The 24,223-nt window shown below is 61.4% G+C and carries 22 protein-coding genes, 1 other RNA gene and 1 riboswitch; of the genes, 9 read left to right on the plus strand and 14 right to left on the minus strand.

Features of this window, described 5'->3' with window-relative positions:
• Positions 1-6 precede the first annotated feature (6 nt).
• The 3 genes from smpB (at position 7) to BACI9J_RS07085 (ending at position 2,101) form a co-directional block, all read left to right on the plus strand.
• Positions 7-477, plus strand: coding sequence for an SsrA-binding protein SmpB (gene smpB, locus BACI9J_RS07075; protein WP_017198498.1), 471 nt, complete (start codon positions 7-9; stop codon positions 475-477).
• Between the two features lie 98 nt (positions 478-575).
• Positions 576-944, plus strand: a transfer-messenger RNA (tmRNA) gene (gene ssrA / locus BACI9J_RS07080).
• 173 nt (positions 945-1,117) lie between these two features.
• Positions 1,118-2,101, plus strand: coding sequence for a S1C family serine protease (locus tag BACI9J_RS07085; RefSeq protein ID WP_159733767.1), 984 nt, complete (start codon positions 1,118-1,120; stop codon positions 2,099-2,101).
• Positions 2,102-2,122: 21 nt separating this feature from the next.
• On the opposite strand, the gene BACI9J_RS07090 is transcribed toward BACI9J_RS07085, so the two are convergent.
• Positions 2,123-2,491 (minus strand): hypothetical protein, encoded by a 369-nt coding sequence (locus BACI9J_RS07090; RefSeq protein WP_236558563.1) that lies wholly within the window; start codon positions 2,489-2,491, stop codon positions 2,123-2,125.
• A gap of 31 nt (positions 2,492-2,522) precedes the next feature.
• Between BACI9J_RS07090 and BACI9J_RS07095 the strand changes: the two genes are divergently transcribed.
• Complete coding sequence (locus BACI9J_RS07095) at positions 2,523-3,977, plus strand: MFS transporter (protein ID WP_159733768.1); 1,455 nt, start codon at positions 2,523-2,525, stop codon at positions 3,975-3,977.
• Between the two features lie 19 nt (positions 3,978-3,996).
• Here the strand turns inward: BACI9J_RS07095 and BACI9J_RS07100 are convergent, their stop codons facing one another.
• The 7 genes from BACI9J_RS07100 to BACI9J_RS07130 form a co-directional block, all read right to left on the minus strand.
• The gene (locus BACI9J_RS07100; protein WP_159733769.1) at positions 3,997-4,710 is read right to left on the minus strand and encodes a metal-dependent transcriptional regulator; all 714 of its coding nucleotides are present in this window, start codon (positions 4,708-4,710) and stop codon (positions 3,997-3,999) included.
• A gap of 9 nt (positions 4,711-4,719) precedes the next feature.
• Positions 4,720-5,544 (minus strand): class I SAM-dependent methyltransferase, encoded by an 825-nt coding sequence (locus BACI9J_RS07105; RefSeq protein ID WP_236558837.1) that lies wholly within the window; start codon positions 5,542-5,544, stop codon positions 4,720-4,722.
• A 77-nt stretch (positions 5,545-5,621) separates the two neighbouring features.
• On the minus strand, positions 5,622-7,031 hold the full coding sequence (locus BACI9J_RS07110; protein WP_159733771.1) for an aminotransferase class V-fold PLP-dependent enzyme: 1,410 nt from the start codon (positions 7,029-7,031) through the stop codon (positions 5,622-5,624).
• 32 nt (positions 7,032-7,063) lie between these two features.
• A riboswitch (SAM riboswitch) is annotated at positions 7,064-7,177 on the minus strand.
• A 182-nt stretch (positions 7,178-7,359) separates the two neighbouring features.
• On the minus strand, positions 7,360-8,172 hold the full coding sequence (hisN, locus tag BACI9J_RS07115; RefSeq protein WP_091468486.1) for a histidinol-phosphatase: 813 nt from the start codon (positions 8,170-8,172) through the stop codon (positions 7,360-7,362).
• 55 nt (positions 8,173-8,227) lie between these two features.
• A complete protein-coding gene (gene rsgA, locus BACI9J_RS07120; protein ID WP_159733772.1) occupies positions 8,228-9,343 on the minus strand; it encodes a ribosome small subunit-dependent GTPase A in 1,116 nt (371 codons plus the stop codon).
• A 2-nt stretch (positions 9,344-9,345) separates the two neighbouring features.
• The gene (aroA, locus tag BACI9J_RS07125; protein WP_201296530.1) at positions 9,346-10,725 is read right to left on the minus strand and encodes a 3-phosphoshikimate 1-carboxyvinyltransferase; all 1,380 of its coding nucleotides are present in this window, start codon (positions 10,723-10,725) and stop codon (positions 9,346-9,348) included.
• Positions 10,726-10,731: 6 nt separating this feature from the next.
• Positions 10,732-11,247 carry a DoxX family membrane protein gene (locus BACI9J_RS07130; RefSeq protein WP_159733773.1) on the minus strand — a complete coding sequence of 172 codons (516 nt, stop codon included), beginning with the start codon at positions 11,245-11,247 and terminating at the stop codon, positions 10,732-10,734.
• A gap of 180 nt (positions 11,248-11,427) precedes the next feature.
• Here BACI9J_RS07130 and BACI9J_RS07135 point away from each other — a divergent pair, with 180 nt between their 5' ends.
• Together BACI9J_RS07135 and rsrA are read left to right on the plus strand one after the other, a co-directional pair.
• Entirely contained in the window at positions 11,428-12,225 is a 798-nt protein-coding gene (locus tag BACI9J_RS07135; protein WP_159733774.1) for a sigma-70 family RNA polymerase sigma factor, read from the plus strand.
• Positions 12,222-12,482: a mycothiol system anti-sigma-R factor gene (gene rsrA / locus BACI9J_RS07140; RefSeq protein WP_142938598.1), complete on the plus strand. Its 261-nt coding sequence runs from the start codon at positions 12,222-12,224 to the stop codon at positions 12,480-12,482. Before BACI9J_RS07135 ends, rsrA begins: the two co-directional genes overlap by 4 nt.
• Before the next feature lie 120 nt (positions 12,483-12,602).
• Here rsrA and BACI9J_RS24760 read toward each other — a convergent pair whose 3' ends face one another.
• The 6 genes from BACI9J_RS24760 to BACI9J_RS07165 all read right to left on the minus strand — a co-directional run bounded on the left by BACI9J_RS24760 (position 12,603) and on the right by BACI9J_RS07165 (position 20,162).
• Positions 12,603-12,677, minus strand: coding sequence for a 50S ribosomal protein bL37 (locus BACI9J_RS24760; protein WP_369299106.1), 75 nt, complete (start codon positions 12,675-12,677; stop codon positions 12,603-12,605).
• A gap of 114 nt (positions 12,678-12,791) precedes the next feature.
• Entirely contained in the window at positions 12,792-13,406 is a 615-nt protein-coding gene (locus BACI9J_RS07145) for a PadR family transcriptional regulator (protein WP_159733775.1), read from the minus strand.
• A complete protein-coding gene (locus BACI9J_RS07150) occupies positions 13,406-14,254 on the minus strand; it encodes a DUF4097 family beta strand repeat-containing protein (protein WP_159733776.1) in 849 nt (282 codons plus the stop codon). Before BACI9J_RS07150 ends, BACI9J_RS07145 begins: the two co-directional genes overlap by 1 nt.
• Positions 14,255-14,336: 82 nt before the next feature.
• On the minus strand, positions 14,337-15,626 hold the full coding sequence (locus BACI9J_RS07155; protein WP_159733777.1) for a serine hydrolase domain-containing protein: 1,290 nt from the start codon (positions 15,624-15,626) through the stop codon (positions 14,337-14,339).
• A 2-nt stretch (positions 15,627-15,628) separates the two neighbouring features.
• Positions 15,629-16,228: a GDSL-type esterase/lipase family protein gene (locus tag BACI9J_RS07160; RefSeq protein WP_141282482.1), complete on the minus strand. Its 600-nt coding sequence runs from the start codon at positions 16,226-16,228 to the stop codon at positions 15,629-15,631.
• 139 nt (positions 16,229-16,367) lie between these two features.
• Positions 16,368-20,162 (minus strand): multifunctional oxoglutarate decarboxylase/oxoglutarate dehydrogenase thiamine pyrophosphate-binding subunit/dihydrolipoyllysine-residue succinyltransferase subunit, encoded by a 3,795-nt coding sequence (locus BACI9J_RS07165; RefSeq protein WP_159733778.1) that lies wholly within the window; start codon positions 20,160-20,162, stop codon positions 16,368-16,370.
• 486 nt (positions 20,163-20,648) lie between these two features.
• Here BACI9J_RS07165 and BACI9J_RS07170 point away from each other — a divergent pair, with 486 nt between their 5' ends.
• From BACI9J_RS07170 to BACI9J_RS07180, 3 genes are all read left to right on the plus strand, one after another.
• On the plus strand, positions 20,649-22,001 hold the full coding sequence (locus BACI9J_RS07170; protein WP_159733779.1) for a hemolysin family protein: 1,353 nt from the start codon (positions 20,649-20,651) through the stop codon (positions 21,999-22,001).
• Positions 21,998-23,068 (plus strand): hemolysin family protein, encoded by a 1,071-nt coding sequence (locus BACI9J_RS07175; protein WP_159733780.1) that lies wholly within the window; start codon positions 21,998-22,000, stop codon positions 23,066-23,068. The genes BACI9J_RS07170 and BACI9J_RS07175 overlap by 4 nt, the downstream gene beginning before the upstream one ends.
• Positions 23,069-23,174: 106 nt before the next feature.
• Positions 23,175-24,176: a metal ABC transporter solute-binding protein, Zn/Mn family gene (locus BACI9J_RS07180; protein WP_159733781.1), complete on the plus strand. Its 1,002-nt coding sequence runs from the start codon at positions 23,175-23,177 to the stop codon at positions 24,174-24,176.
• The last annotated feature ends 47 nt before the right edge of the window (positions 24,177-24,223 follow it).

Here is a 24,223-nt window from a genome sequence, read left to right on the forward strand (position 1 = left end):
TCTACCGTGCCCAAGGAAAGTGGCCGTAAGGTAGTGGCCACCAATCGGAAGGCCCGGCATAACTACCATGTCCTGGATACCTATGAGGCAGGAATTGCCCTCATGGGAACAGAGGTGAAGTCCCTCCGTGAAGGCCACGCCTCCATGGTTGATGGCTTCTGCACCTTCTACAATGACGAATTGTGGATGGAGGGCATCCACATCCCTGAATATCATCAGGGGAGTTGGACCAACCATGCTGCACGCCGACGTCGTAAGCTGCTGCTGCACCGTGATGAACTGGACAAAATCTCGCAGAAGATCCGGGAGTCCGGATTCACTGTTGTGCCCCTTCAGTTGTACTTCCTGGACGGCCGGGCAAAGGTGGAAATCGCCATAGCCCGAGGCAAGAAGGACTACGACAAACGGCAGACCCTCCGTGAACAGCAGGATAAGCGTGAATCGCTGCGTGAGTTGCGGGAACGCAACCGACGCTAGGCAGCAGTGGTCGGGGGAATGATCCACCGGATGAATGCGTTATGATAGGTAGTCCGACAGGAGTTCAAAGACTCTTGGCGGGTTTGGTAACAAAATACGGGGATGATCGGTTTCGACGATGTTAGTCGCGACAGGTGAAGCGGGCCGAGGATGCAGAATTATCTCGTAAACGCTGTCTGCAAACCAATAAGTGCCGAATCTAAGCGCACTGACTTCGCTCTCGCTGCCTAAGCAGTAAGACAGTCCGTCAGCCCGGGGTTGCTATCGCCCCGGTTCCTGGCGTCATTTAGATAGCCACTGCTGTTTGCCTTCGTCATTGAGGTAAACGGGACTCTTAGATGACTGGGCCCGGATCAGCCACCTGTTCGCAGGATGGCTGGGGCCGAGAAAATCCGACGCGAACTGCGCCCGGAGAAGCCCTGACAAAACGACATCGGACGGGGGTTCAATTCCCCCCATCTCCACCCCGGAAAGCCCTCGGATCCTCTGGATCCGGGGGCTTTCTTTTGTTGAAATCATGAGCGTTCACCTAGGGCGTAGTGACTTCCGGACTACCGGCACGCGGTTGGCAGTTGTAGTGGGTAGGCGCCTTGCGGAGGTTTGCGGTGAGGCGTGGCAAGGCGTTGGCAGGAGGCGCGCGATGACTACGGACCGGGCATTCGAAGAGCCTGCGGCCGGGGATGATGAAGCCCTGGACGCTTACTCGCGGATCGTCATACAAGTTGCTGAGTCGGTGACACCCCACGTTGCTGCCATCGAGATGACGAGCACAGACCGCCGCGGCCGGGTTCGCGGGGGAAGCGGTTCTGCTGTGGTCTTCACAGGTGACGGGTACATGCTGACCAACGCCCACGTGGTGGCTGGCATACAGTCCGGCCGGGCTGTCTTCGCAGACGGCAAGCACACGGGGGTGGAGCTGGTAGGCGCGGATCCCCTCTCCGATCTCGCCATAGTCCGCGGACTGAAGGCAGCCCCGCCGCCGGCGTTGTTAGGCAACGCAGAGACGTTGAGGGTGGGCCAGTTGGTTATTGCTGTGGGGAATCCGCTGGGTTTGGCTGGCTCGGTGACTGCAGGCGTGGTGAGCGGATTAGGACGTTCCATTCCTGTGCGGGCAGGGGAGCACAGGCGTGTGATCGAGGATGTCATCCAAACCGATGCTGCGCTCAACCCGGGTAATTCCGGTGGCGCGCTGGCCGATACACGGGGGCGCATCGTGGGTATCAACACCGCTGTTGCGGGTCTCGGGCTGGGCTTGGCGATACCTATTAACACCACAACTCAACGCATAATCGCCGCACTGCTGAAGGATGGACGGGTCCGTCGTGCTTACCTGGGCCTGGTGAGCACTCCGATTCCCTTGGATGCCAGCGCAGTGGTGCGGACGGGCCAGAAGGAGGGCCTGCGTGTGGTGGAAGTGATCCCGGGCTCGCCGGCGGAGGTGTCCGGACTTCAGCCCGGTGATGTGGTGCTGCGCGCTCTGGGCCGTGCGGTGTCGAGTGCTGAAAGCCTGCAGAAATTGCTGTTTGCCGAGGCTATTGGCCGACCGTTCCCGTTGACGGTCCTGCGGGAAGGGAAAACAGTGGAGCTCGCTGCTGTCCCGTCGGAGATGAGCCAGCAGACCTAGCCTGCATCCGTCCTCTGCAAGTTAGTCCTTGCGAACATCTACTACACCTACGAACCGGCTTCCGACGCCTTCATATTCGCTGCGTACGTCACCGAGGAAGAGCTCGGGCAGTTCGCTGTTCCTGTGGGTTCCACAGAAGACGAAGGAGAAGTCCGGCCACCACTTCTTGGGGCGGACAGCCTCGGTGTATCCGCACACGGCACACGTCAGGTGGACCCAGACCGGCCGCTTGCCGGTGCGGTTGGCCCGGGACTGTACCAGCCACGCGGGAGGATTGTCCTGCATGTCCCTGAGCTCGGCCTCGGAGAGGCGGGACGGAATGCCGTGGCGTTGGGCCATTTCCATCGGAATATCCAGGGCCAATGCGGCATCACGTCTGCTAATCACCATTCAACGATACGGGACTTTCACGGCGTAGGCTGTGCACATGACTGACGCAGCGGCTCTGCTCCCGAGTACCCCGCTCCAGAAGCGCGTCCTCGTGGTGGCAATTGTGGCTTCATTCATCGCAATCCTTGATGGTTTTGTGGTGAATCTCGCACTGCCTGCCATCGGGCGGGAACTCGGGGGTGGCCTGGTCATCCAGCAGTGGGTGGTGGACGCGTACCTGCTCACGCTGGGGGCGCTGATCCTGGTGGCCGGCTCGTTGTCCGATCATTTCGGCAGGGCCCGGATTCTTGAATGGGGACTGGCCGGTTTTGCCGTTACCTCCGTGATGTGCGGGCTGGCATGGAGCGGTGAAGTACTGGTGGTTTCCCGTGCACTGCAAGGGATCGCCGGCGCCCTTCTGGTCCCCAGTTCGCTGGCCATGATCATTTCCTCGTTCTCAGGGCCGGCGCAGTCCAAGGCCATTGGTCAGTGGTCCGGGTGGACCAGCGCTGCTGCCATTGTGGGTCCGCTGATCGGCGGCGCGGCTGTGGACCTGCTGTCCTGGCGGGTGATCTTCTTCATCAATGTCATCCCGGCGGTTGCCATTTGGCCGATGCTAGCGGGTTTACGCGCGTCTGACGCCGCCAGGGACAAAAGCAAGACCATTGACTACCTGGGAGCTTTCCTGGCCATGGTCGGTCTGGGCGGCCCGGTGTATGCCTTCATTGAACAGGGGCGGATGGGATGGGGCAGCCCGCAAGTGTGGGTCCCGCTGCTGCTGGGAATAGCGGCAATGGCCTTGTTCCTGATCCATGAGGCACGGACGGCCGAGCCCATGTTGCCCCTGCGTCTTTTCACCATCGGCAATTTTGCCTGGGGCAATCTGGCCACCCTGGCCATCTACGCCGCCATCTCCCTGGGTTTCTTCGTTTTGGGCATCTATCTTCAGCAGGTGGGTGGCATGGGAGCCACAATGGCGGGCATGGCGCTGCTTCCCGGCACTGTCATCCTCATGGTGGGCGCATCCTACTTCGGGGGTCTTGCAGGTAAGTACGGGCCCAGATGGTTCATGACTGTAGGCCCGCTACTGTGCGCTGCAGGCTTCCTCATGGCGCTCACTGTGCAGGAGCCCCTCAACTACTGGACGCAGGTGCTGCCGGGCCAAATAGTCTTTGGAATCGGTTTGGCCACCTTGGTGGCGCCTCTCACGGCTGCCATCCTCGGTGCTGTCCCTTCCGAAGAGGCAGGTATTGGTTCGGCCGTGAACAATGCTGTGGCCAGGATCGCTGGTTTGATCTCGATTGCTTTCGCCGGGGTGATTGTGGGGCCGGCCTTTACCAGGGAAGGCTTGTTCAACGCCTTGCTGGCAACGGCAGGCCTGTTCGCGTTGGGCGGGTTGGCGTCAGCTGTAGGGATCAGGAATCCCGTGCGGGCGGACGCGAGCGCCGCTCTCAGCGAACCTGATGCAGCCTCCGACGACGGCGACGCCGCCGGGCAGCGCAACTGACCTTGGGCGGGCCTTGGGGTCACCGGAGCGGAAGAACGCATCCTTCGTGAGCTTCGGCGCTTTGGACCCACAATGCAGAGGTGACTTCGTCCGCGAGATCGAATTCCCGGCCTTGAGCCCCGCTGCCGATGCGCACCACCAGGGCTCCACCGAACGGTTTACGCCCTACCACTTCAATAGGTGCGTCCAAAGCGATCTCTTCTGCCGCAAGGTACCTGAGGAGGTCCGGATTCTCGTCACTGATCCGCGTGATACGCCCCGAATGGCCCTGATCGAGCTCGATCATGCGGTAGGCGTGGGGCAATTCCACCGAGCCATCGGCTGAGGGAATCGGGTCTCCGTGCGGGTCCCGGGACGGGTGGCCGAGCTTGGCGGACATCCGTTCAATGAACGTATCGGACACCGCATGCTCCAACATCTCAGCTTCGTCGTGGACTTCGTCCCAGCTATAGCCGAGTTCCTCCACAAGGTAGGTCTCAATGAGCCGGTGCCGGCGAACCATGGACAGTGCCAGGCGCATGCCCTCCGGGGTGAGCCTGATGGCGCTGTAGGGCTGGTGGTCAACCAGTCCTTGGTCCTTGAGTTTGCGCACCATTTCGGACACGGAGGAATTGGCTACCCCCAGGCGCTGGGCGAGCTGGGACGACGTAATGGGCTTGTCCTGCCACTCCGTATAGGAGTAGATGACCTTGACGTAGTCCTCAATGGAGGAGGAGGGCGTACTGGTCTTCACACCCCAAGCCTACCGTGGCGCTGGACCTTGCTTCTTGAATGCCCGCCAGGTTTGCGTCATATAGGGCAAGCCGATGGATTCACCGGGGGCATGGCCAAGGTGGTCGTAGAGGTACCATTTCAGGTTTCCCATGACCTTTGCCCGGGTGGCATCATTTGCGCGTAGATAGTAGCTGCGTGACTTGGTCAATTCCATGATGTCCTCCGGCGTCAGGGCATCCTCCCACGTGGTCAGGTGGCTCTCCAGGCCTTCGAACTCCGGTCCGATGACTGGCCGGAAGCCGGGTTTGTGGACATCGCCTGCATGCATGATGCGTGAAAGGCGGTGTACCCAAGGTATTGAAGTGTCCAGCTGATTCCAGATCAGCCCCAGGACGGCATGCGGGCGCATGATGCGTGCAATCTCCGTGCTCGCGGCCAGGGGCTCGCACCAGTGCCAGGCTTGGGCAACGCTGACGACGTCGAATGCTGAGTCCGTCAGCCCTGTTACCTCTGCCGTTCCCTCCACCGCGTTGACGGTGGGGTAGGCCTTTCGCAGTTGCTCCAGCATGTCCGTGGAAGGATCGACGGCGGCCACCTCCAGTCCGCGTTGGACGAGGAGTGCGGTGAATTTGCCTGTACCCGCTCCGATGTCGGCTGCGGTGTGCGCCCCTGGAGGAACGAGCCAGTCCGCGGAATCCGCCGGATAACCAGGACGCACGAGCTCGTAGTGCTCGCCGCCGTCCTGAAAGCTTTGCCCGAGCTCGAGCCTTCGGGTGGCATGCAGCTTTGGACCACGCGGTCCTGCTGGCCCGGGGATGCCGGCCGCATCATGTGCGGCGCCCTGGGAAGGCAGTGACACGCGGAACTCCTTCAAAGGGTGGCTAAAAGTACCCTACGAATTTACCGCATTGCATCCGGCCTTCACCGTTTCTAGTCGACGGTGCAGGGAGCGGCGCCGGCAGTGCCTGGAGTGTTCGGTGCCCACTCGGGGTAGCTGCGGTGGTCGTTGGCAGGAACCCAGCGGCCTTCGTCCACCACGTAGTCCCAGCCCAGTCCGTTGCGCTTGAGTTCTTCGATGCCTGCCAGCAGCCTGGTGGCGTCCTCCAACCGGGACCCCACGCCGAAGCTGGCGCGCAAGGAACCCGAGGGGAGCCCCAGGCGCTTGAGGAGCGGGTGTGCGCAGAAGCGGCCATCACGCAGGCCCACTCCGTGCTCGGCTGCCAGATAAGCGGCAACCAATCCGGCGTCGAATCCTTCTACGGAGAAGTTGACCACACCGATGGTGTCCAGCGAATCAGTGAAGATTTTGTGCACTGTTACGCCGTCGATCGATTCCAGGCCCTTCACCAGGTATGAGCGAATGGCTGCTTCATGAGCGTGCCATGCATCCTGGTCAAGGCCTGCCAGCACCTGAGTTGCGCGGGCGAGGGTTGCAGCACCCAGCACGTTGGGGGAGCCGCCCTCGTGCCGCGCCGGCCCGGCGGCCCAGCTGACTGAATCCAGGCGGGCTTCTCGAACCGCGCCGCCACCAGCCAGGTGGGGAGTTCCGGCGTCGAGCCAGTCCGGACGGCCTACTACCACGCCGGCGCCAAAGGGGGCGTACAACTTGTGGCCGGAGAAGACGATGTAATCGACATCGGCCTCAGTGATGTTGATCCGGCGGTGCGGTGCCAGCTGGGCGGCGTCCACCACGATCCTTGCGCCGTATTCGTGGGCAAGGGAAGCGAGCCGCGCGATGGGAAGGATTTCCCCGGTGACGTTCGAGGCGCCGGTCACGGCCAGGAGGCTGACCCCGCCCTGGGCAAGTTCGCCGCGGAGCTTGTCCAGCGTTTCGGCCAAGGTGGGTGCCGCCACGACGCTGCGGTGGGGGACTCCTTGCCAGGGAAGCAGGTTGGCGTGGTGCTCGATGTCCAGGTAGAGGACCTCGCCGGCGAACTCGCCGTCCACCTGCGGGAGGCATCCGGCCAGCAGGTTCAAGGAGTCCGTGGTGTTGCGCGTGAAGATCACGGAGTCGCCAGGGCGCCCACCAACGAACTCGCGGACGATGTTCCGTGAATTTTCGTACACCGAGGTGCTGATTTGGGAAGCGTATCCGGCTCCCCGGTGAACGCTGGCGTAGTAAGGAAGGACCTCGTTGAGGTAGGCCGAAACAATGGTCAGGGCGGGAGCCGATGCACCGTAGTCGAGGTTGGCGTAGCGGACGTGGCCACCTTGGATCAGTGGTGCCTGCAACTCAGCGCCTGTAACTGCGGCGAGAGGACGTGCCGCTGCGGCTGCCTCCGGCTGGGATTCTTCAACAAAGGAAGGAATGGTGTTTGAGTTCAACGTGACAGTGCTCATGGGACCTCGCTCAAGAGGGACCCCCATAGGGGAATCCGCGCTTGCCGCATCCGTTCCGGACCGGCCGGGTCGTCACCCGGGGCACCCCACCGCGAATGGAGGGTTGCCGGCCAGCAAACCGGGGTTTAGCGCTGGCACTCGTGACCTGTAAAAAAGGCTAAGGCACGTCCGGTGCCCCATCCAAAGCCGCCGCCCATTATTAAGCTCTTTGTTACGTCGAATGGAAATCTCAAGCTTGGCCGAATAAAAAACGGCAGAAGCCCCTCCAAAGGGGCCTCCGCCGTCTGAAAATTCCGTCTCCCGCGTGATCGGCGGTGCGTCCATGATGTTAGAGGAGGTCGTCCAATCCGGGGTTCAGTCGCTTGAGGACTTCCGAGTGCAGGATGGAGTTGGTGGCAAGGGCATTACCGCCGAAAGGACCGTCTTCGCCCTCCAATGAGGTAAAGCGACCACCGGCTTCAGTGACGATGGGGACCAGTGCTGCCATGTCGTAGAGGTTCAATTCGGGCTCGCAGGCGATATCCACGGCACCTTCGGCCACGAGGCAGTACGACCAGAAGTCGCCGTAAGCGCGCGTGCGCCAGATGTCTTCGGTGAGCCCCAGGAATTCGTCCAGGTTGCCGCGTTCCTTCCACCCCGAAAGGCTGGAATATGACATGGAGGCGTCGGCCAGGCGCGAAACATTGGACACCTTGAGGCGTGTTGCCGAGGCGAGGGAGCGGCCCATGTACGCTCCCATGTCCTTGGCAGCCCACCATCGCTTACCCAGGGCCGGCGCGCTGACGACGCCCACAACGGGTTCCCCTTCGTCCACGAGGGCAATCAATGTTGCCCACACGGGAACGCCGCGGACGAAGTTCTTGGTGCCGTCAATGGGATCGATGATCCAACGACGCGAACCGTGTCCACTGCTGCCAAACTCCTCGCCGAGGACCGCGTCACGCGGACGTGAACGGGACAACTGGCCGCGGATTGCTTCTTCAGCGGCCTTGTCAGCGTCAGTGACCGGCGTGAGGTCGGGCTTGGTTTCGATCTGCAGGTCCAGTGCCTTGAAGCGATCCATGGTCTGGGCGTCGACTGAATCGGCGAGGACATGGGCAAGGCGCAGGTCGTCGTTGTACGTGGAAACGGGATGGGTCATGCCACCAAACTATCCTGAATCAGCCGCTGCAGCGGGGAGGTGCAGCTGGCAACGATCAGTTGACAGTGCCCAGTTCCTTGGTCTCTTTGGCCTCGAGCCGTGGGTCTGCACCCAACAAGCGGCGCAGGGATGCCAGCCTGGCCACGCCTGACGGGCCGGCATGGCCGTCATTCACCCACGCATCCAGTCCGCAGTTGGTGGCATTGGCACCGTGCTTGCAGCCGCGGTCGCACGTCTCGGTGCCGGGCTCAAGGTCCGGGAACGAATGCAGGATCCTGTCCGGATCCACATGTGCCAGACCGAAGGAACGAATACCGGGAGTATCGATGATCCAGCTGCCGGAGGGGGCATCGTCAAGCTTAAGTGCCAAGGCCGAGGACGATGTGTGCCTGCCCCGGCCAGTCACCGCGTTGACCCCGCCGGTGGCGCGTTCTGCACCTGTCAGGGCGTTGACCATGGTGGATTTACCCACGCCGGAGTGGCCGAGCATGACGGTGACTTTGCCACCGAGATGTGCATGCAACTGGGATACGGCGTCCTTGTCCAGTCGGGCGGAGAGCCCATCATCCGAGCGGGCGTCGATGCCCCCGGCCTCGGAGTCAGCGGTGCGGCTGATGATCACGGGAAAGTCCAGGCTCAGGTAATTGGCCAGCAGTTCTGCCGGATCCTTGACGTCAGCCTTGGTGATGAGAAGCAGCGGCTCGATGCCGGCGTCGTATGCTGCAACCAGCGCACGGTCAATGAATCCGGTACGCGGTTCCGGGTTTGCCGCTGCAACAACCACCACGAGTTGATCGGCGTTGGCCACCACAACCCGTTCGATCGGATCGGTATCGTCAGCACTGCGGCGCAGGAGCGTCTTTCTTTCTTCCACGCGGACGAGGCGCGCCAAGGTGTCCGGTGAGCCTGAGACATCCCCTACCAGAGCCACGAAGTCGCCGGGAACAACGGGATTGCGGCGTAGTTCACGGGCGCGGGCCGCAATGACAATGCGTTCGTCGGCAGAGTCTTCGTCAACAATTGCCCTGTACCGTCCGCGGTCCACAGTGATGATCCTGCCTATCACGGCATCATCGTGGCTGGGCCGGTCCTTGGTGCGTGGCCTTGATCCTTTTTTGCTGGGCCGGATCCGGACATCGGATTCGTCCCAGGAGCGTGCGTCACGGCCCATGGTCAGTTGCTGGCCTCATCAAGATCGTCGTTGTTGCTGCGCTGCAGCATAGCCCCCCACATGTGGGGGAACTCCGGCATGGTTTTGGACGTCGTGGCGATGTCTTCAACCTGGACGCCCTCGACGGCGAGCCCAAGGATGGCGCCGGCAGTGGCCATGCGGTGGTCGGCATAGCTGTGGACCACGCCGCCGTGCAGGGCAGTCGGGCGGATCACCAAGCCATCGGCCGTTTCTTCGGCGTCGCCACCGAGGCCGTTGATCTCGGCAACCAGCGCAGCAAGCCGGTCCGTTTCGTGTCCGCGGAGGTGCGCTATGCCGGTCAGCCGCGAGGGCCCGGTGGCCAAGGCACACAGGGCAGCCACAGTGGGTGCCAGTTCGCTGGTTTCGTCGAAGTCAGCACCCTTGATCTCCGCACCCCCGGTTACCGTAAGGGTTCCGTCCTTGAAACGTACATCTGCTCCCATGGCAGCCAGGATGGTGCGCCACTGATCACCAACCTGCGTGGTGCCGGCAGGCCAATTGGGAATACGGACGGTGCCGCGTGTGGCCAAGGCAGCGGCGAGGAAGGGTCCTGCGTTGGAGAGATCTTGTTCGATCCGCTGGTCAAAAGCCCGAATGGGACCATGGGAAACCCGCCAGTGGTTCGGTACCGAGTCATCAACGACGACGCCGACGCTGCGGAGGACTTCAACGGTCATGGTGATGTGGTCCAGGCTGGGAACGGGCTTGCCCACGTGCTCCAGATGCAGGCCCTCAACGAACCGGGCACCTACCAACAGCAACGCGGAAACGAACTGCGAGGACGCGCTGGCGTCGATCACCAGGTGCCCGCCCCGAACCTCGCCCGTACCCTCCACAGCGAAGGGAAGGGACGACGGCGTCCTGCCGCCATCTGCCGCCACCGGGACGCCGAGGGCGATCAGGGCTTCAATGATGGTGCCCATGGGCCGGTTACGGGCGTGGGGGTCGCCGTCGAAGACTGTAACGCCGTTTCGCAGCGAGGCCAAAGGCGGAACGAACCGCATGACCGTTCCCGCCAACCCGCAGTCGATCGCGGTCTTGGCCCCGGACATTGCCGGATCCAAGGGAGTAATTTCCAGGTCCGGCCCGAAGTCACCGTCGCCGGGTACCTCGGTAACGGTGGCGCCCAACTGCCGGAGGGCCTGGATCATCAGGGCGGAGTCGCGGGAGTGAAGCGGAGCCCGCAATCGTGAGGGACCATCCGCCAACGCCGCCAACACCAGGAACCTATTGGTGAGCGACTTTGAACCGGGGACCGTCACCGTTGCGTCTACCGGCTCCTTTGCATAAGGGGCCGGCCACAAGGGCAACGTGGTGGCGGACTTGTTTGATTCGGTGTTTGCGGCGGTGGTACCGGTCATGCTTCCTTATGCTCCAACTGCGTTGTCAACGGCCTTGCGAACTGCTTTATCTGCACGCTTGATCTGCTTGCCCGTCACCTTTTTGGCGTCGGCTGCCAAATGCTCTGCCCGCCAAGCGATGCTCGGGCGGCCGGCCGTATCAACGGATGCCAACAGCACACCACCTGTGAGGGAGATGTTCTTCAGCAGCCGGGCCTTGCGGGCGCTGCGGCCTTCCTTGGTGCTGATATCGGCAGAACGCCACTCGACGTAGGAGTTCAAAGCCGACGTCACGGCGAGGACCGTAGCGGCGAAGCGTGAGAGCTTGCCGAGGCCCAGAAGCGCACCCGCTCCGAGCTGTGCCCCGCCAATCACGCGCGCAAGCGTCTTTTCGTCAGCTTTGAAGGGCAGGGACTCGGAAGCGCGGCGAAGGACGGGCGAAAGTTGCTTCGCAGTGTCGTCCGCATTCCGGAGCTTGTCCAGCCCTGCGACGACGAAGCTGGACGCGAGCATGGGACGTGCGAGAAAACGGATAACAGACATGTCTTGCCTCCTGATGGCTTGCCACATTAGTTCGGTGAGTGTTGTGTTCAAGGGGTGCAGTCTGCTCTAGTCTTGCACTTTTGCGGAATATTTACCCGGCAGCAACCGTTGTGAACATCAGGTGCGGTGGAGACCGGACTGCGGCATGGTGTGTGCCGCTTGTTGAACGGAGTTGGTTTTTTGACTTTGGTTAAGGACCGGGTAGTGCTTCCGGAGCCTGGATATGGAATGCAGCCGGAATCCCGGCAGCTGACAGTAGACTTGGCAACGATGAGCACCACTGAACCGGCCGCAGCGGCCATGTACCAGGCAGCCGGCGCGGATGACGACGCGACGGCGGCAAACGACGTCGATCCTGCTTCGGAAACTCCAGAACAGCGGCGGGCGCGCTTCGAGCGCGACGCCATGCAGTACGTGGACCAGCTGTACTCGGCAGCCATGCGGATGGCGCGGAACCCGTCCGACGCCGAGGATCTGGTCCAAGAGGCCTACACCAAGGCGTTTTCGGCTTTCCATCAGTACAAGCCGGGAACCAACCTCAAAGCCTGGCTGTATCGCATCCTGACCAACACGTACATCAACCTCTATCGGAAGCGGCAACGGGAACCGCTGCAGTCCAACTCGGACACGATCGAGGATTGGCAGTTGGCCAAGGCCGAGTCCCATACCTCGGCAGGCCTAAGGTCCGCAGAGACTGAGGCTCTGGACCATCTGCCTGACTCCGACGTGAAGAACGCCTTGCAGTCGATTCCTGAGGAATTCCGGCTGGCGGTCTACTTCGCGGATGTTGAAGGGTACGCCTACAAACAAATTTCAGAAATCATGAACACCCCGATCGGCACGGTCATGTCACGGTTGCACCGCGGCAGGAAGATGCTGCGGGATATGTTGGCGGACTATGCCGCCGAACGGGGCTTCAGGGCCCAAACCGATGATCAGGCCTCGGCCGGAAGCAACAATCAGGAGAAAGAGAAATGAGCGACTGCCAGGGATTGGGCGATTGCGACGATACGCGAATGCAGCGGATCTACGAGTACCTCGACGGCGCATTGACCCGCGAGGACCTCACTGAGATCAAGCAGCACCTGGACACCTGCGAGGAGTGTGCCGAGCAGTATGACCTTGAGTGCCTCATTCGCACCATGGTTAAGCGCTCATGCACGGAATCTGCCCCGGAGAACCTGAAAAACTCCATACTTGACAGAATCCACGCCATTAAGCCAGTGGACGCCTGATCCTTCCTGGATGTGGCAGACCCTGATTCTTTTGAAGGATCAGCGTTAACTTCGAAGGCCCCGGAAACCGCATGGTTTCCGGGGCCTTCGCTTTAAAGCCTGTAACGCTAAGCCGGTGGCTTAGGTGTTGGGACGCTTGCCGTGGTTCGCGCCGCCGCGCTTACGGTCACGACGCTTACGTGCACGCTTGCTCATAGCTGGCCTCCTTCAAGGATTGATACTCAATAAAGCTGCCCTCCAGTTTCGCACATCCGGGTGCTGCGCCGCGAACCGGACCGGGTGGTGTGGTGGTTTAGATCCCCCGTGGAGTCAGGTCCGCAGCGAATTCCTGATCGATATGCGGGCTTGGTCCAATACGGTGCGGACTGTTTCAAGCGCTAACGGGGTGAGTGGCTGGGAGGCGCCATGCTGGCGCAACTCCACGCGGATGTCATCCCGGAAGGACTGGACCAATAATTCAGCTTCCTTGAGGATCCGCTGGCTGTCCGGTGTGTACCCCGCCGTCCTGCCGTTGTATGAAGCCGAAGAAGCGCTGGTGCGGGCAGCCTCTGCTGTGGCGGCCAGATCTGCCCGAAGGCCGCGCATGTTGGTGCGAATGTCCTCGCGCAGGTTGTCGGCGAGCCGCCTCACGGAGGCAGATATGCTGTCTTCGATGCCGGCCAACTCTTCACGGCGGCTGTCCAGCTCAGTGCGGCCGGCTTCCGTAATGAGGTACTTGGTGCGGCGCCCTTCAGTCTCCGTAGCAACAAGGCCCTCTTCCTCCAGCTTGCCCAAACGTGGGTAGATGGTTCCGGCGCTGGGGGAGTACGTGCCGCCGAATCGCTCGCCCAAGGCCTTGATCAGCTCGTAGCCGTGCTTCGGACCTGTTTCGAGCAGCGCAAGCAGGTAGAGGCGCAGTGCCCCGTGCGCGAAGACAGGAGCCATCAGAGACCGGCTTCCCCGGAGGCCGGATGGCCGTTTTCCGGTGCGGGCGCCGCTCCGTGCATGATGTAGGTCTTGCCGGATATGGTGTTGGTCCTCACCAACATCAGTTTGTCGTCCGGGCCCACAATAGTGTGGACGTTGCTGCCGGGCTGCGCGTACATCCGGTCATCGATGACCACCGTTCCGCTTGCCGACTTCGCCACGATGTCCAAGCCGACGTCGTGCGGCAGCCGTATGGTGAGGTCTCCGGAGACGGAATTGGCTCCGAGGTCATTGGTGTAGTCCTGGAGATCGAAGCTGAGGTCACCGCTCACTGTGCTCGCGCGCACATTCTTGAATGTCCCGGAGGCGGTAACTTCGCCTGAGACACTTTTGGCGGTCAGGACGCCGTCGTGATTTCTGGCGATGACCTCGCCGCTGACTGTGTTGACGTGCAATTCGCCGCTGGTTCCGTCCGCCAGGACCGAACCCGAGACCGTGTTCAGCCGGGTGCGGCCACTGATGCCCGAGACCATGCCGTCACCGCTGACGGTACCTGCCTCCACGTCGACGCCGGATGGTAAAGCGACGCTGATGATCACCGAGTTTGTGCTCGTGTTGTTGACGGTACCCATCAGGTTACGGAACCAACCTTGCGGTCCCTGGAGTTGGTGGCGTACCTCCAGCCTCCCGTCTACAAGGGTGACCGTCAGGGGATCCCCGGCAACCTCGCTGATCTCAAGGCGCACGAATGGCTCGTGGTGCGTCACGACGTCGAAACGGCCCTTAACGATGCCCAGCTTGAGAGAGCGGACATTCTCTACATCTATGGTTTGCGGGCCCGTCACGGTCCAGACTTCCTCAGACATGATCCCTCCAAGTTGCGATATATCGCGTTGATATACAACACGATATATCGTGATCGCGGGAGAGGCAATGGTCTCTGCAGGATCACGAAGCCGGAGGGTACAACTTACCAATCAGGGCGCGCGCGATGGTGGTGGCAGGATCCCGTCCGTCGGCGGCGGGCGCCAAGTTGGTCCAAACCACCAACGTGACGGAGTTGACGGGGTCATTTCCCATGAAGGTATTGAACCCGGGCAGTTCGCCGGTGTGCCCGTACATCATGCCGAACTTGGCAATTCCCAGCCCGTATGATGCACCGCCGGGGGTATCCGGATTGGTGGGCGTAAGACTTTCAAGCCGCTTCTTCTGGAGTTCAGGTTTCAGGAGCCGACCATCAACCAGTGCTTCACCCAAAATCTTGAGATCGGCAGCAGTGGAAATCCCGGATCCGGCGGCCCAAGCCCATGAAGGATTGACGTCAGTGACATCGTGCGGCGCAAGGGTGCCGGCTGTTGCTTCCTTCTGCATGTCATCGGGCAGAGCCGGATTGGTCATGGTCAGGACGTTGTCGCCATAGAAGTATCCCTGGGGATGGGGCTCCGGAATTGCGTTGGACGAGGCCTCGGGAAAGACCGTCCCCTTCAAGCCAAGAGGATCAAAAATCCGCTCTTTGAAAAGAGTCGCAAGGGGTTTTCCCTCAATCTTCTCTGCAATCAGTCCCAGCAGAACCGTGTTGGTGTTGGAGTAATGAAACCCCTGGCCCGGGGCGAAATAGGGCGGCTGGGCGAAGGCCAGGGCCAGAAGTTCCTCCGGCTGCCAGACTCTTTGCGGATCCTGGTCCATAGCTGTATTGAGCTCGAGGGTCTCGGTGTAGTTGAACAGGCCGCTGCGCATGGTCAGCATCTGTTCGACCGTGATTGCGCTCCCGTTCGGAACGTCGGGGCGAAACTTTGACACCGGGTCGCCCAGTGCCAGCTTTCCTTCCTGCACCAGTTGCAGGACCACCGTGGTAGTCCAGGTCTTCGTGACCGAACCTACCCGGATATGGTCCTCGGCAGACACGGCACGGTTGGCCCCACGGCTCCCCGTGCCATAGGACGCGGTCAGCGAGCCTTGAGGGGTCTGCAACAGCACCACGGCGCCGGGCACAAGAAGTTCCTTGGCCGTCCGCTCGAATTCCGCCCGCAGGGTGGCAGCGTCGAATGGCTGAAGTGAAGCCGACGCCGATGATGGGGCAGTTGACGGAGACGTAGAGGATTCCACCGTTGACTTCGCTGCGGACGTCGATGTGGATGGAACCGGCGGGCTGGAACTGCAGGAGACTGTTGTTGCAAGCGCGGCTGCGGCGACCGCTGCAAATGCTGCTCTGACAGAAACCTGAACGTTCCGCTTCATGGCTACTCCGGTTGAGCGATATTAAGCCATTGGAACCAGCCACGGTGCAGGACAAGCCACGCAATCAATCCGTAGCCCGCCTGGCCCGGTGTTCCCCCATTGGCTGCGAGGTCCGTCCTCCACTGCTCATGATTGAGCAAGGGAGAGAACGTGTCAACGTAGTGATGGTTCCGCCTGGTAGTGACATCTGCGAAGGCCGTGTTCAGTTCGGCCAGCCGCTTGTTCCGGGCGGGGTCCAAGGTGGGTGGCGGACCCACCACAAAAACCTCCACACTGCTGTGGGATGCGCCGTCAAGGATGTTGGCAAGATTCAGTCGGCTGCGTGCCGTGGACAGCCCAAACTCAAGGTCGCGTCCGGAAAGGCCGATCACCAGCCGATTTTCATGCTGATCGCTGAAGCGCCTTCCGGCTTCATCCTGCCAACGCGCAGCAAGGCCCTCGGTGCCTTCCATGGGGCAGGGGAGCGGGAAACTTTCCACCACGACGGAATCCTGGGGCGTGCGGGCCAGCACTCTTCCGAGCCAACCCAAGGCGCGGGGATCCCCCAGGCCCGCGAGCAGTTCATCTCCTACAGCTGCAATGCGCAGCTTCCTGTCTTCCACGGTTACCTCTTCACACTCGTTACGGTCCTTGCACGGTTTGCCGGATCATCGGCCGGTTCGGGAACCGGGTACCTGTCCCATTAAACAGAACTGCCCGGCCCAAGGCGCGCTCATCGCTCCTCAGGCCGGGCAGTTTCGTTTACTTGCGTTCGAATGCCTGCTTGATCAGTGCGTCCTGTTCAGCGGCGTGACGCTTCATGGACCCGGCAGCGGTGGATGCCGAAGCCGGACGCGACACGAGTCGGAGCTTGCGGTCAAGCTCCGGTGCCAGGTTCAGGCCCATGAACGGCCAGGGACCCTGGTTGGCCGGCTCGTCCTGTGCCCACACGATGTCAGCGTTCGGGTACTTGGCGAGCTCGGCATCAATCTCAGCCTTGGGCAGCGGGTAGAGCTGCTCCACGCGGATGATGGCGGTAGAGGTATCGCCGGACTTCTGGCGGTTGGACAGGAGGTCGTAGTACAGACGACCGGAGACCAGGATGACCCGGTCCACATTGGCCGGCTGTACCTCAGGGTCAGCAATGACGGGCCTGAAGCCACCAGTAGTGAAGTCCTCAACAGCCGAAGCAGCACCCTTGAGGCGGAGCAACTGCTTGGGCGTGAAGATGATCAACGGCTTCCGCGGGCGGCTGTAAGCCTGGCGACGCAGCAGGTGGAAGTGCGAGGAAGCGGTGGTGGGGTTGGCCACGATCATGTTGTCCTCGGCGCACATCTGCAGGAAGCGCTCAATGCGTGCCGAAGAGTGGTCCGGACCCTGGCCTTCATAGCCGTGGGGCAGCATGAGCACCAGCGAGGAACGCTGGCCCCACTTCTGTTCAGCCGAGGAAATGAACTCGTCAATGATGGTTTGGGCGCCATTGACGAAGTCACCGAACTGGGCTTCCCAAAGGACCAAGGCATCCGGGCGTTCCACCGAGTAGCCGTATTCGAAGCCCATGGCAGCGTATTCGGACAACAAGGAGTCGTAGATCCACAGCTTCGCCTGGTCATCGGAAAGGTTGCCCAGGGGCAGCCACTCATTGCCGTTGGCGCGGTCGTGGAAAACGGCATGACGCTGAACGAAGGTGCCGCGGCGTGAGTCCTGGCCGGCAAGGCGTACGGGCACACCTTCCATGATCAGCGAACCGAATGCCGCGATTTCACCGAAGCCCCAGTCGATGCCGCCTTCACGGGACATCTGCTCACGCTTCTCCAGGAGCTGCTTGAGCTTGGAGTGAACGGTGAAGCCCTCCGGGATTTCCAGGTGAGCCTTGCCGATGCGGGCCAGGGTCTCAGCGGAGATTGCGGTGGAAGCCGGGGAATTCGTGCCGAAATCAGCCTGCTGGGCAATGGGCCGCTCAATGTCGGAGACAGCCGCGGAGTCCGCAGTGATGATGGGGATCGGCGACGTCTGAGCTGCGTGGGTCTCAGCGAAGACCCGCTCCAGACGTTCCTGGTAGTCGCGGAGCAGCTGCTCAGCTTCTTCTTCGGTGATGTCCCCGCGACCAATGAGCGATTCGGTGTACAGCTTACGAACGGAGCGCTTGGCTTCGATCAGGTTGTACATCAGCGGCTGGGTCATCGAGGGGTCGTCGCCCTCGTTGTGGCCACGACGACGGTAGCAGACCATGTCGATGACAACGTCCTTGTGGAAACGCTGACGGAACTCGTAGGCCAGCTGCGCAACACGCACCACGGCCTCGGGGTCGTCGCCGTTCACGTGGAATACCGGTGCCTGGATCATCTTGGCAACGTCCGTGGAGTACGTGGACGAACGCGAGGACGAAGGCGCAGTGGTGAAGCCGACCTGATTGTTGACGATCACGTGGATGGTGCCGCCGGTGCGGTAGCCGCGGAGCTGCGAGAGGTTGAGGGTTTCTGCCACAACACCCTGGCCGGCGAAAGCGGCGTCACCGTGGACCATGATGGGCAGGACCGGGAAGGACTCGCCCTGGTCCAGGCGGTCCTGCTTCGCACGGACAATGCCTTCAAGGACGGAGTCCACGGCCTCCAGGTGTGACGGGTTGGCGGCGAGGTAGACCTTGGTCTGCTTGCCGTTATCCGAGGTGAAGGTTCCTTCGGTGCCGAGGTGGTACTTGACGTCACCGGAACCCTGGACAGAGCGCGGGTCCTGGGTACCTTCAAATTCGCGGAAGACCTGTGCGTACGTCTTGCCGGCGATGTTGGTCAGCACGTTGAGGCGCCCACGGTGGGCCATGCCGATGGCAACTTCGTCCAGTCCGTCGTCGGCGGCGTCGGAGATGACGGCGTCCAGCAGCGGAATCAGTGACTCGCCACCTTCGAGGGAGAAGCGCTTCTGGCCAACGAACTTGGTCTGCAGGAACGTCTCAAAAGCCTCGGCAGCGTTGAGCTTGGACACGATACGCAGCTGCTCTTCGCGGCTCGGCTTGGAATACGGGTGTTCCAGCTGATCCTGGAACCACTTGCGTTCGGCAGGTTCCTGGATGTGCATGTATTCAATGCCCGTGGTGCGGCAGTAAGCGTCACGCAGAACGCCAAGGATGTCGCGGAACTTGAGCTGTGGCTTGCCGCCGAACCCACCGGTGGGCCACTCACGGTCCAGGTCCCAGAGGGTCAGCCCATAGGTCAGGACATCAAGGTCCGGGTGCTTGCGCTGCACGTACTCCAAAGGATCGGTGTCGGCCATGAGGTGGCCGCGCACGCGGTAGGAGTGGATCAGCTGCTGGATGCGGGCAACCTTGTTGATTTCGTCTGCAGGGTCAACCTGGAGGTCCGGGCTCCAGCGCACGGGCTCGTAGGGGATGCGAAGGGCTTCGAAGATTTCATCGTAGAAGTTCTGGGCACCGAGGAGGAGCTGGTGAACAAGCTTCAGGAATTCCCCGCTGCCGGCACCTTGAATGACGCGGTGGTCATAGGTGGAGGTCAGGGTGAGGATCTTGCTGATGGCGTTCTGGGCGATGATCTTTTCGCTGGCACCCTGGAACTCGGCCGGGTAGTCAAGGGCGCCGACGCCGATGATGGCAGCCTGTCCCTTGGAAAGGCGCGGTACCGAGTGGACGGTGCCGATTCCGCCGGGGTTGGTGAGGGAAACGGTGGTGCCTGCGTGGTCGTCAGCAGTGAGCTTGCCGTTGCGGGCGCGCTTGATGAGGTCCTCGTACGTGTGCCAGAACTCGGCGAAGTCCATGGTCTCGGCCTTCTTGATGTTTGGAACCATCAGGAGGCGGGTGCCATCGGGCTTGGGCATGTCAATGGCGATGCCGAAGTTGACGTGGGCCGGCTGCACGGCGCTCGGCTTGCCGTCGATTTCGTCGTAGTAGACGTTCATCGAGGGGAACTGGGAGAGCGCGCGGACAACGGCGTAGCCGATGAGGTGCGTGAAGGAGACCTTGCCACCGCGGGCGCGGGCCAGATTGGAGTTGATGACCACACGGTTATCAATGAGCAGCTTGGCAGGAACAGCCCGGACGCTCGTGGCGGTGGGCACCTCCAGGCTGGTCACCATGTTGGTGGCAATGGCCTTGGCCGGGCCGCGGAGGACGGAAACGACGTCTTCCTCCGGTGCTGTGGGGGCCTTGGTGCTCTTGGGCAGCTGTGCCGGGATGGGCTGGGCCGTGGCGCCGGCGACGGGCTTCTTTGCTCCGTCCCGGGCAACCGTGGCCGGTGCCTTCTTTGCCGGCGCGGGCGCCGCCGGTGCAGCCTCAGGGGCAGCAGCGGGAGCGGCCGGCGCCTGTGCCGGTGACGCTGCGGCCGGAGCTACCACGGGAAGTACTTGGGTTGGGGGATTAACAGCCGAAGCGGCTGCGGAGGATCCGTTGGAAGAAGTGCCGTCACCGGAAGCAAAGGACTCGAAAAGCGGCCACCACTTGGCGTCGACCGAATTCTTATCCTGTTGGTACCGCTCGTACAGTTCGTCAACGAGCCACTCGTTTCCGCCAAATTCCTCTGGTAGACGGTGGCTGGGCTGCTCTGGCACTTGAAATACGCCTCTTCCATGAGTGTTGTTTTCCCGCTGGCCGCAGATGCTCTCCACAATGACGGGCCAGGGTCCGGGTCCCGCGAACTCAGACCCATGTCAGTCTAGTTAGCATCGTTGGTTAACTGCCAATAGTGGTGACCTAAATCATGTTGCGGCTGACTTAATGGCCATGTCCTTGTTCTTGGAAGCCTACGTGACGCCTGCGAGGCTTCCCGAGCGGGCGGACTGTAGACTGGAATTCTTATGGACAGTAAATCTAGGTGCCGGCCTGGGAACTGTCGGGGGAGCCTTTATGGCACCTCCGCACAGCGTGCCCGTCGAGCCGGCAACACCCGTTCACATGCCCATCACGCGCCGGCCCTCACTGCCGGTGGTGCCGAGGACCGTGCGTCCGCGGGACCCGACCAGCCTCCGCCGGGGCAAATCCCCGCGTCGGAGGCATTATCACCATTGCACGTGCCCACTCTTGGAGTGATGCGCTAAGTGGAATGGATTCTTCTCCTTGCCGGCTTTGCTTTGATTCTTGGCACCGGCTTTTTTGTAGCAGTTGAGTTTTCCCTTGTGGCTTTGGACCAAGCCAGCGTTCAGCGTGCGGTGGATAACGGCGACCACGCCGCCGCTCCGCTGCTGAAGTGCCTCAAGTCCCTCTCGACGCAGCTTTCCAGTTGCCAGTTGGGGATTACCCTGACCACTCTGCTGACGGGTTTCGTGATGGAGCCCTCTGTTGGTCAGTTGTTGGTAGGCCCGCTCGGCTTGTTGGGTCTGGCTCCTGAAGTAGCTCACTCCGTGGCATTGATTGTTGCCATGGCTTTCGCCACACTCCTGTCCATGCTTTTGGGCGAGTTGGTCCCCAAGAACATGGCCATTGCCCTCGCGTTCCCTTTGGGCAAGCGGCTTGCACGCGCCCAGCTGATGTTCACGGCCGTTTTCAAGCCGGCAATCGTGGTGCTGAACGGTTTTTCCAACAAGGTGCTGAACCTGTTCGGCCTTGAAGCCAAGGAAGAGATCTCAGGGGCAAGGACCCCTGCGGAACTCGCGTCTTTGGTGCGGCGCTCCGCCGAGTTGGGGACGTTGGATGCCGGTACTGCCAACTTTGTGGCCCGCACGCTGAACTTCTCCGGGCGCACAGCGGCGGACGTCATGACGCCGCGTATTCGCATGGAAACGATCGACGCCGACCAGCCGGTTTCCGATGTCCTGGACGCCGCGCGGCGAACCGGATATTCCCGATTCCCCGTTATAGGGGATTCCACTGACGACATCCGCGGCGTGGTTCACGTCAAGAAGGCGGTGGCTGTGCCTGCGGAGCGTCGGGCCAAGCTTGAGGCCGGCGCGATCATGACCGATGTCCTGCAGGTCCCTGAGACTATTCACTTGGACGCACTCTTGTCTGAATTGCGCGAAGGAAACCTGCAACTCGCGGTGGTGCTGGATGAATATGGTGGAACCGCCGGCATTGCCACGCTCGAGGACCTTGTGGAGGAAATCGTCGGAGAAGTCGCTGACGAGCATGACAAAGTCCGTCCGGGAGTGCTGCAGAGCGCATCCGGCGACTGGTACTTCCCGGGCTTGCTGAGGCCTGATGAAGTATCCGAGCAAATTCCCAACCTGACTGTTCCGGATGAGTCTGCCTACGAGACTGTGGGCGGGTACGTCATGAGCCAACTGGGCCGTATCGCCAGGACCGGCGACGTCGTCGAAACTGCCGGCGGCACGCTGACTGTGACCAGGATGGATGGCCGAAGGATAGACAGAATCTGTTTCCATCACGTTGAGACGGACACCTCGGCTGCCGAGGACGCCGGGAATCCGCGTCATGAAGCAGGTGCACTATGAGTGACTGGGTAGGAATCGTCTGGCTGGTAGTACTCCTGATTGGCAACGCGTTTTTTGTGGGTGCCGAATTCGCGGTTATGTCCGCTCGCCGCAGCCAGATTGAGCCGTTGGCCGAAGCCGGGTCCAAACGCGCTCAAACAACATTGCGCGCCATGGAAAATGTCTCGCTGATGCTCGCCTGTGCGCAGTTGGGTATTACGGTCTGCTCCCTCCTGATCCTTCAGGTTGCAGAGCCTGCCATCCACCATCTGTTGGCTGAGCCCCTTGAGCTGGTTGGTGTTCCGGTGGAACTGGCAGACATCATCGCCTTTGCCATCGCGTTGCTGTTCGTCACGTTCCTGCACGTCACCTTCGGTGAAATGGTGCCCAAGAACATCTCGGTTTCCGTTGCGGACAAGGCAGCTCTCTTGCTGGCCCCGCCGCTGATGTTCATTGCCCGCGTGGTGAACCCGATTATCTGGTCACTGAACTGGCTGGCCAACCACATCCTGCGGTTGATGAAGATTGAACCCAAGGATGAGGTGTCCTCTTCTTTCACGCTTGAAGAAGTGCAGTCGATCGTCCAGGAGTCCACACGCCACGGGCTGGTGGACGACGAAGCGGGGCTGTTGAGCGGTGCTTTGGAATTCTCGGAACACACGGCTTCACACATCATGGTTCCCTTGGACAAGCTGGTGGTGCTGAAGACCGCGTCCACTCCCGTCGAGTTGGAGAAGGCGGTCAGCCGCACTGGATTCTCGCGGTTCCCGATGATTGACGACGACGGCGAACTCGCCGGCTATCTGCATGTGAAGGACATCCTGTCCATTCCGGATGAGGGCAGAAAGCATCCGATTGCCGAGGGGCGGATCCGGTCACTGGCCAACCTTGCCCCGGATGACGAAATCGAGCAGGCAATGTCCGTTATGCAGCGCACCGGTTCCCATTTGGCCCGTGTGGTGGGTGCAGGCGGGGAAACCCAGGGTGTGTTGTTCCTGGAAGACGTCATTGAGCAATTGGTGGGTGAGATCCGCGACGCCACCCAGGCAACCGGCATCCGCCGCTACGGCGGCCAACAGGTGCAGTAGTTCGCAACGCAGGAGTCTGGCGCTACCCCGGAAGGGGTAGCGCCAGAGCTGTCTAATAGGAATCATTCCTATTTAGGGCTACACTGAAATCTGCCAGTAATTGTGTTTGATTCTCATTTTGAGTAGATCCGAGGTCTTCGTGCGTTCCAACGCCCTCCGCCTGTCCGTGGCCGCTTCAGCAGTTCTTTCAGCACTCCTGCTGTCTTCCTGCGCCGGTACTGCCGGAGCGAACAACCCAGCATCCGGAGGCGCCATTGAGGTTGTCACTTCTACGAACGTCTACGGGGATGTGGTGAAGGCCATCGGCGGAGACAAGGTTAACGTGAGCTCCATCATCACCAAGACAAGCCAGGACCCGCACTCCTACGAGGCAAGCGCCCAAGACAAGCTGGTGATCTCCAAGGCCAGGCTCGTGGTGGAGAACGGCGGTGGCTACGACGAATTCCTCCACAAGATTGCTGATGAGACGAAGGTGGGCCACGAGAACATGCTCAGCGCCGTCGAAGTCTCAGGCCTTGCTCCTGAGGAGGAGGGCCACAGCGGGCAAGCCACCGCCGAAGAAGGCCACACGCACAACCATGGCGAGTTCAACGAGCACGTCTGGTACAGCCTGGACACCATGGGTAAGCTCGCCGATGCCGTAGCGGGCAAGCTCGGAAGCCTGGACGCGGAGTCCGCATCCACGTTCACCGCCAACGCGGACGCCTTCAAGACCAGGCTCGCCGGACTCTCTGGAAAGCTCGCTGCCCTCAAAACGGACAACGATCACGCTCCTGTAGCGGTTACTGAGCCTGTGCCCCTGTACCTCCTCGAAGCAGCCGGACTGGAAAACAAGACACCTGAGGCATACAGTGCCGCCATTGAAGAAGAGACCGATGTCCCGGCGTCTGTGCTGAAGGAAGTTACCGACCTCGTCAGCGCCAAATCAGTCCGGTTCCTGGCTTATAACGAGCAGACTGAAGGGCCTCAGACCGAGTCCGTCAAGCGGGCTGCAGAATCCGCCGGCGTACCCGTCGTGAACTTCACCGAGACGCTGCCGGAGGGGAAAGACTATATCCAGTGGATGACGGATAACGTGGAGTCAGTTTCCTCCGCACTTAAGAAGTAGGCTCCCTGAGACCCGTTTTGGGGTGATGGGCCCCGCAGGCGTCCTAA

This window comes from Arthrobacter sp. 9V, from assembly GCF_902506065.1.
Classification (GTDB): domain Bacteria; phylum Actinomycetota; class Actinomycetes; order Actinomycetales; family Micrococcaceae; genus Arthrobacter.

What these genes read in the sequence shown, in the direction of transcription:
- BACI9J_RS07085 (WP_159733767.1), top strand. Translation starts at nt 1,118, where the DNA reads ATGACTACGGACCGGGCATTCGAAGAGCCTGCGGCCGGGGATGATGAA.
- BACI9J_RS07090 (WP_236558563.1), bottom strand. Translation starts at nt 2,491, where the DNA reads ATGGTGATTAGCAGACGTGATGCCGCATTGGCCCTGGATATTCCGATG.
- BACI9J_RS07110 (WP_159733771.1), bottom strand. Translation starts at nt 7,031, where the DNA reads ATGAGCACTGTCACGTTGAACTCAAACACCATTCCTTCCTTTGTTGAA.
- hisN (WP_091468486.1), bottom strand. Translation starts at nt 8,172, where the DNA reads ATGACCCATCCCGTTTCCACGTACAACGACGACCTGCGCCTTGCCCAT.
- rsgA (WP_159733772.1), bottom strand. Translation starts at nt 9,343, where the DNA reads ATGGGCCGTGACGCACGCTCCTGGGACGAATCCGATGTCCGGATCCGG.
- aroA (WP_201296530.1), bottom strand. Translation starts at nt 10,725, where the DNA reads ATGACCGGTACCACCGCCGCAAACACCGAATCAAACAAGTCCGCCACC.
- BACI9J_RS07130 (WP_159733773.1), bottom strand. Translation starts at nt 11,247, where the DNA reads ATGTCTGTTATCCGTTTTCTCGCACGTCCCATGCTCGCGTCCAGCTTC.
- rsrA (WP_142938598.1), top strand. Translation starts at nt 12,222, where the DNA reads ATGAGCGACTGCCAGGGATTGGGCGATTGCGACGATACGCGAATGCAG.
- BACI9J_RS07145 (WP_159733775.1), bottom strand. Translation starts at nt 13,406, where the DNA reads ATGGCTCCTGTCTTCGCGCACGGGGCACTGCGCCTCTACCTGCTTGCG.
- BACI9J_RS07150 (WP_159733776.1), bottom strand. Translation starts at nt 14,254, where the DNA reads ATGTCTGAGGAAGTCTGGACCGTGACGGGCCCGCAAACCATAGATGTA.
- BACI9J_RS07155 (WP_159733777.1), bottom strand. Translation starts at nt 15,626, where the DNA reads ATGAAGCGGAACGTTCAGGTTTCTGTCAGAGCAGCATTTGCAGCGGTC.
- BACI9J_RS07175 (WP_159733780.1), top strand. Translation starts at nt 21,998, where the DNA reads ATGAGTGACTGGGTAGGAATCGTCTGGCTGGTAGTACTCCTGATTGGC.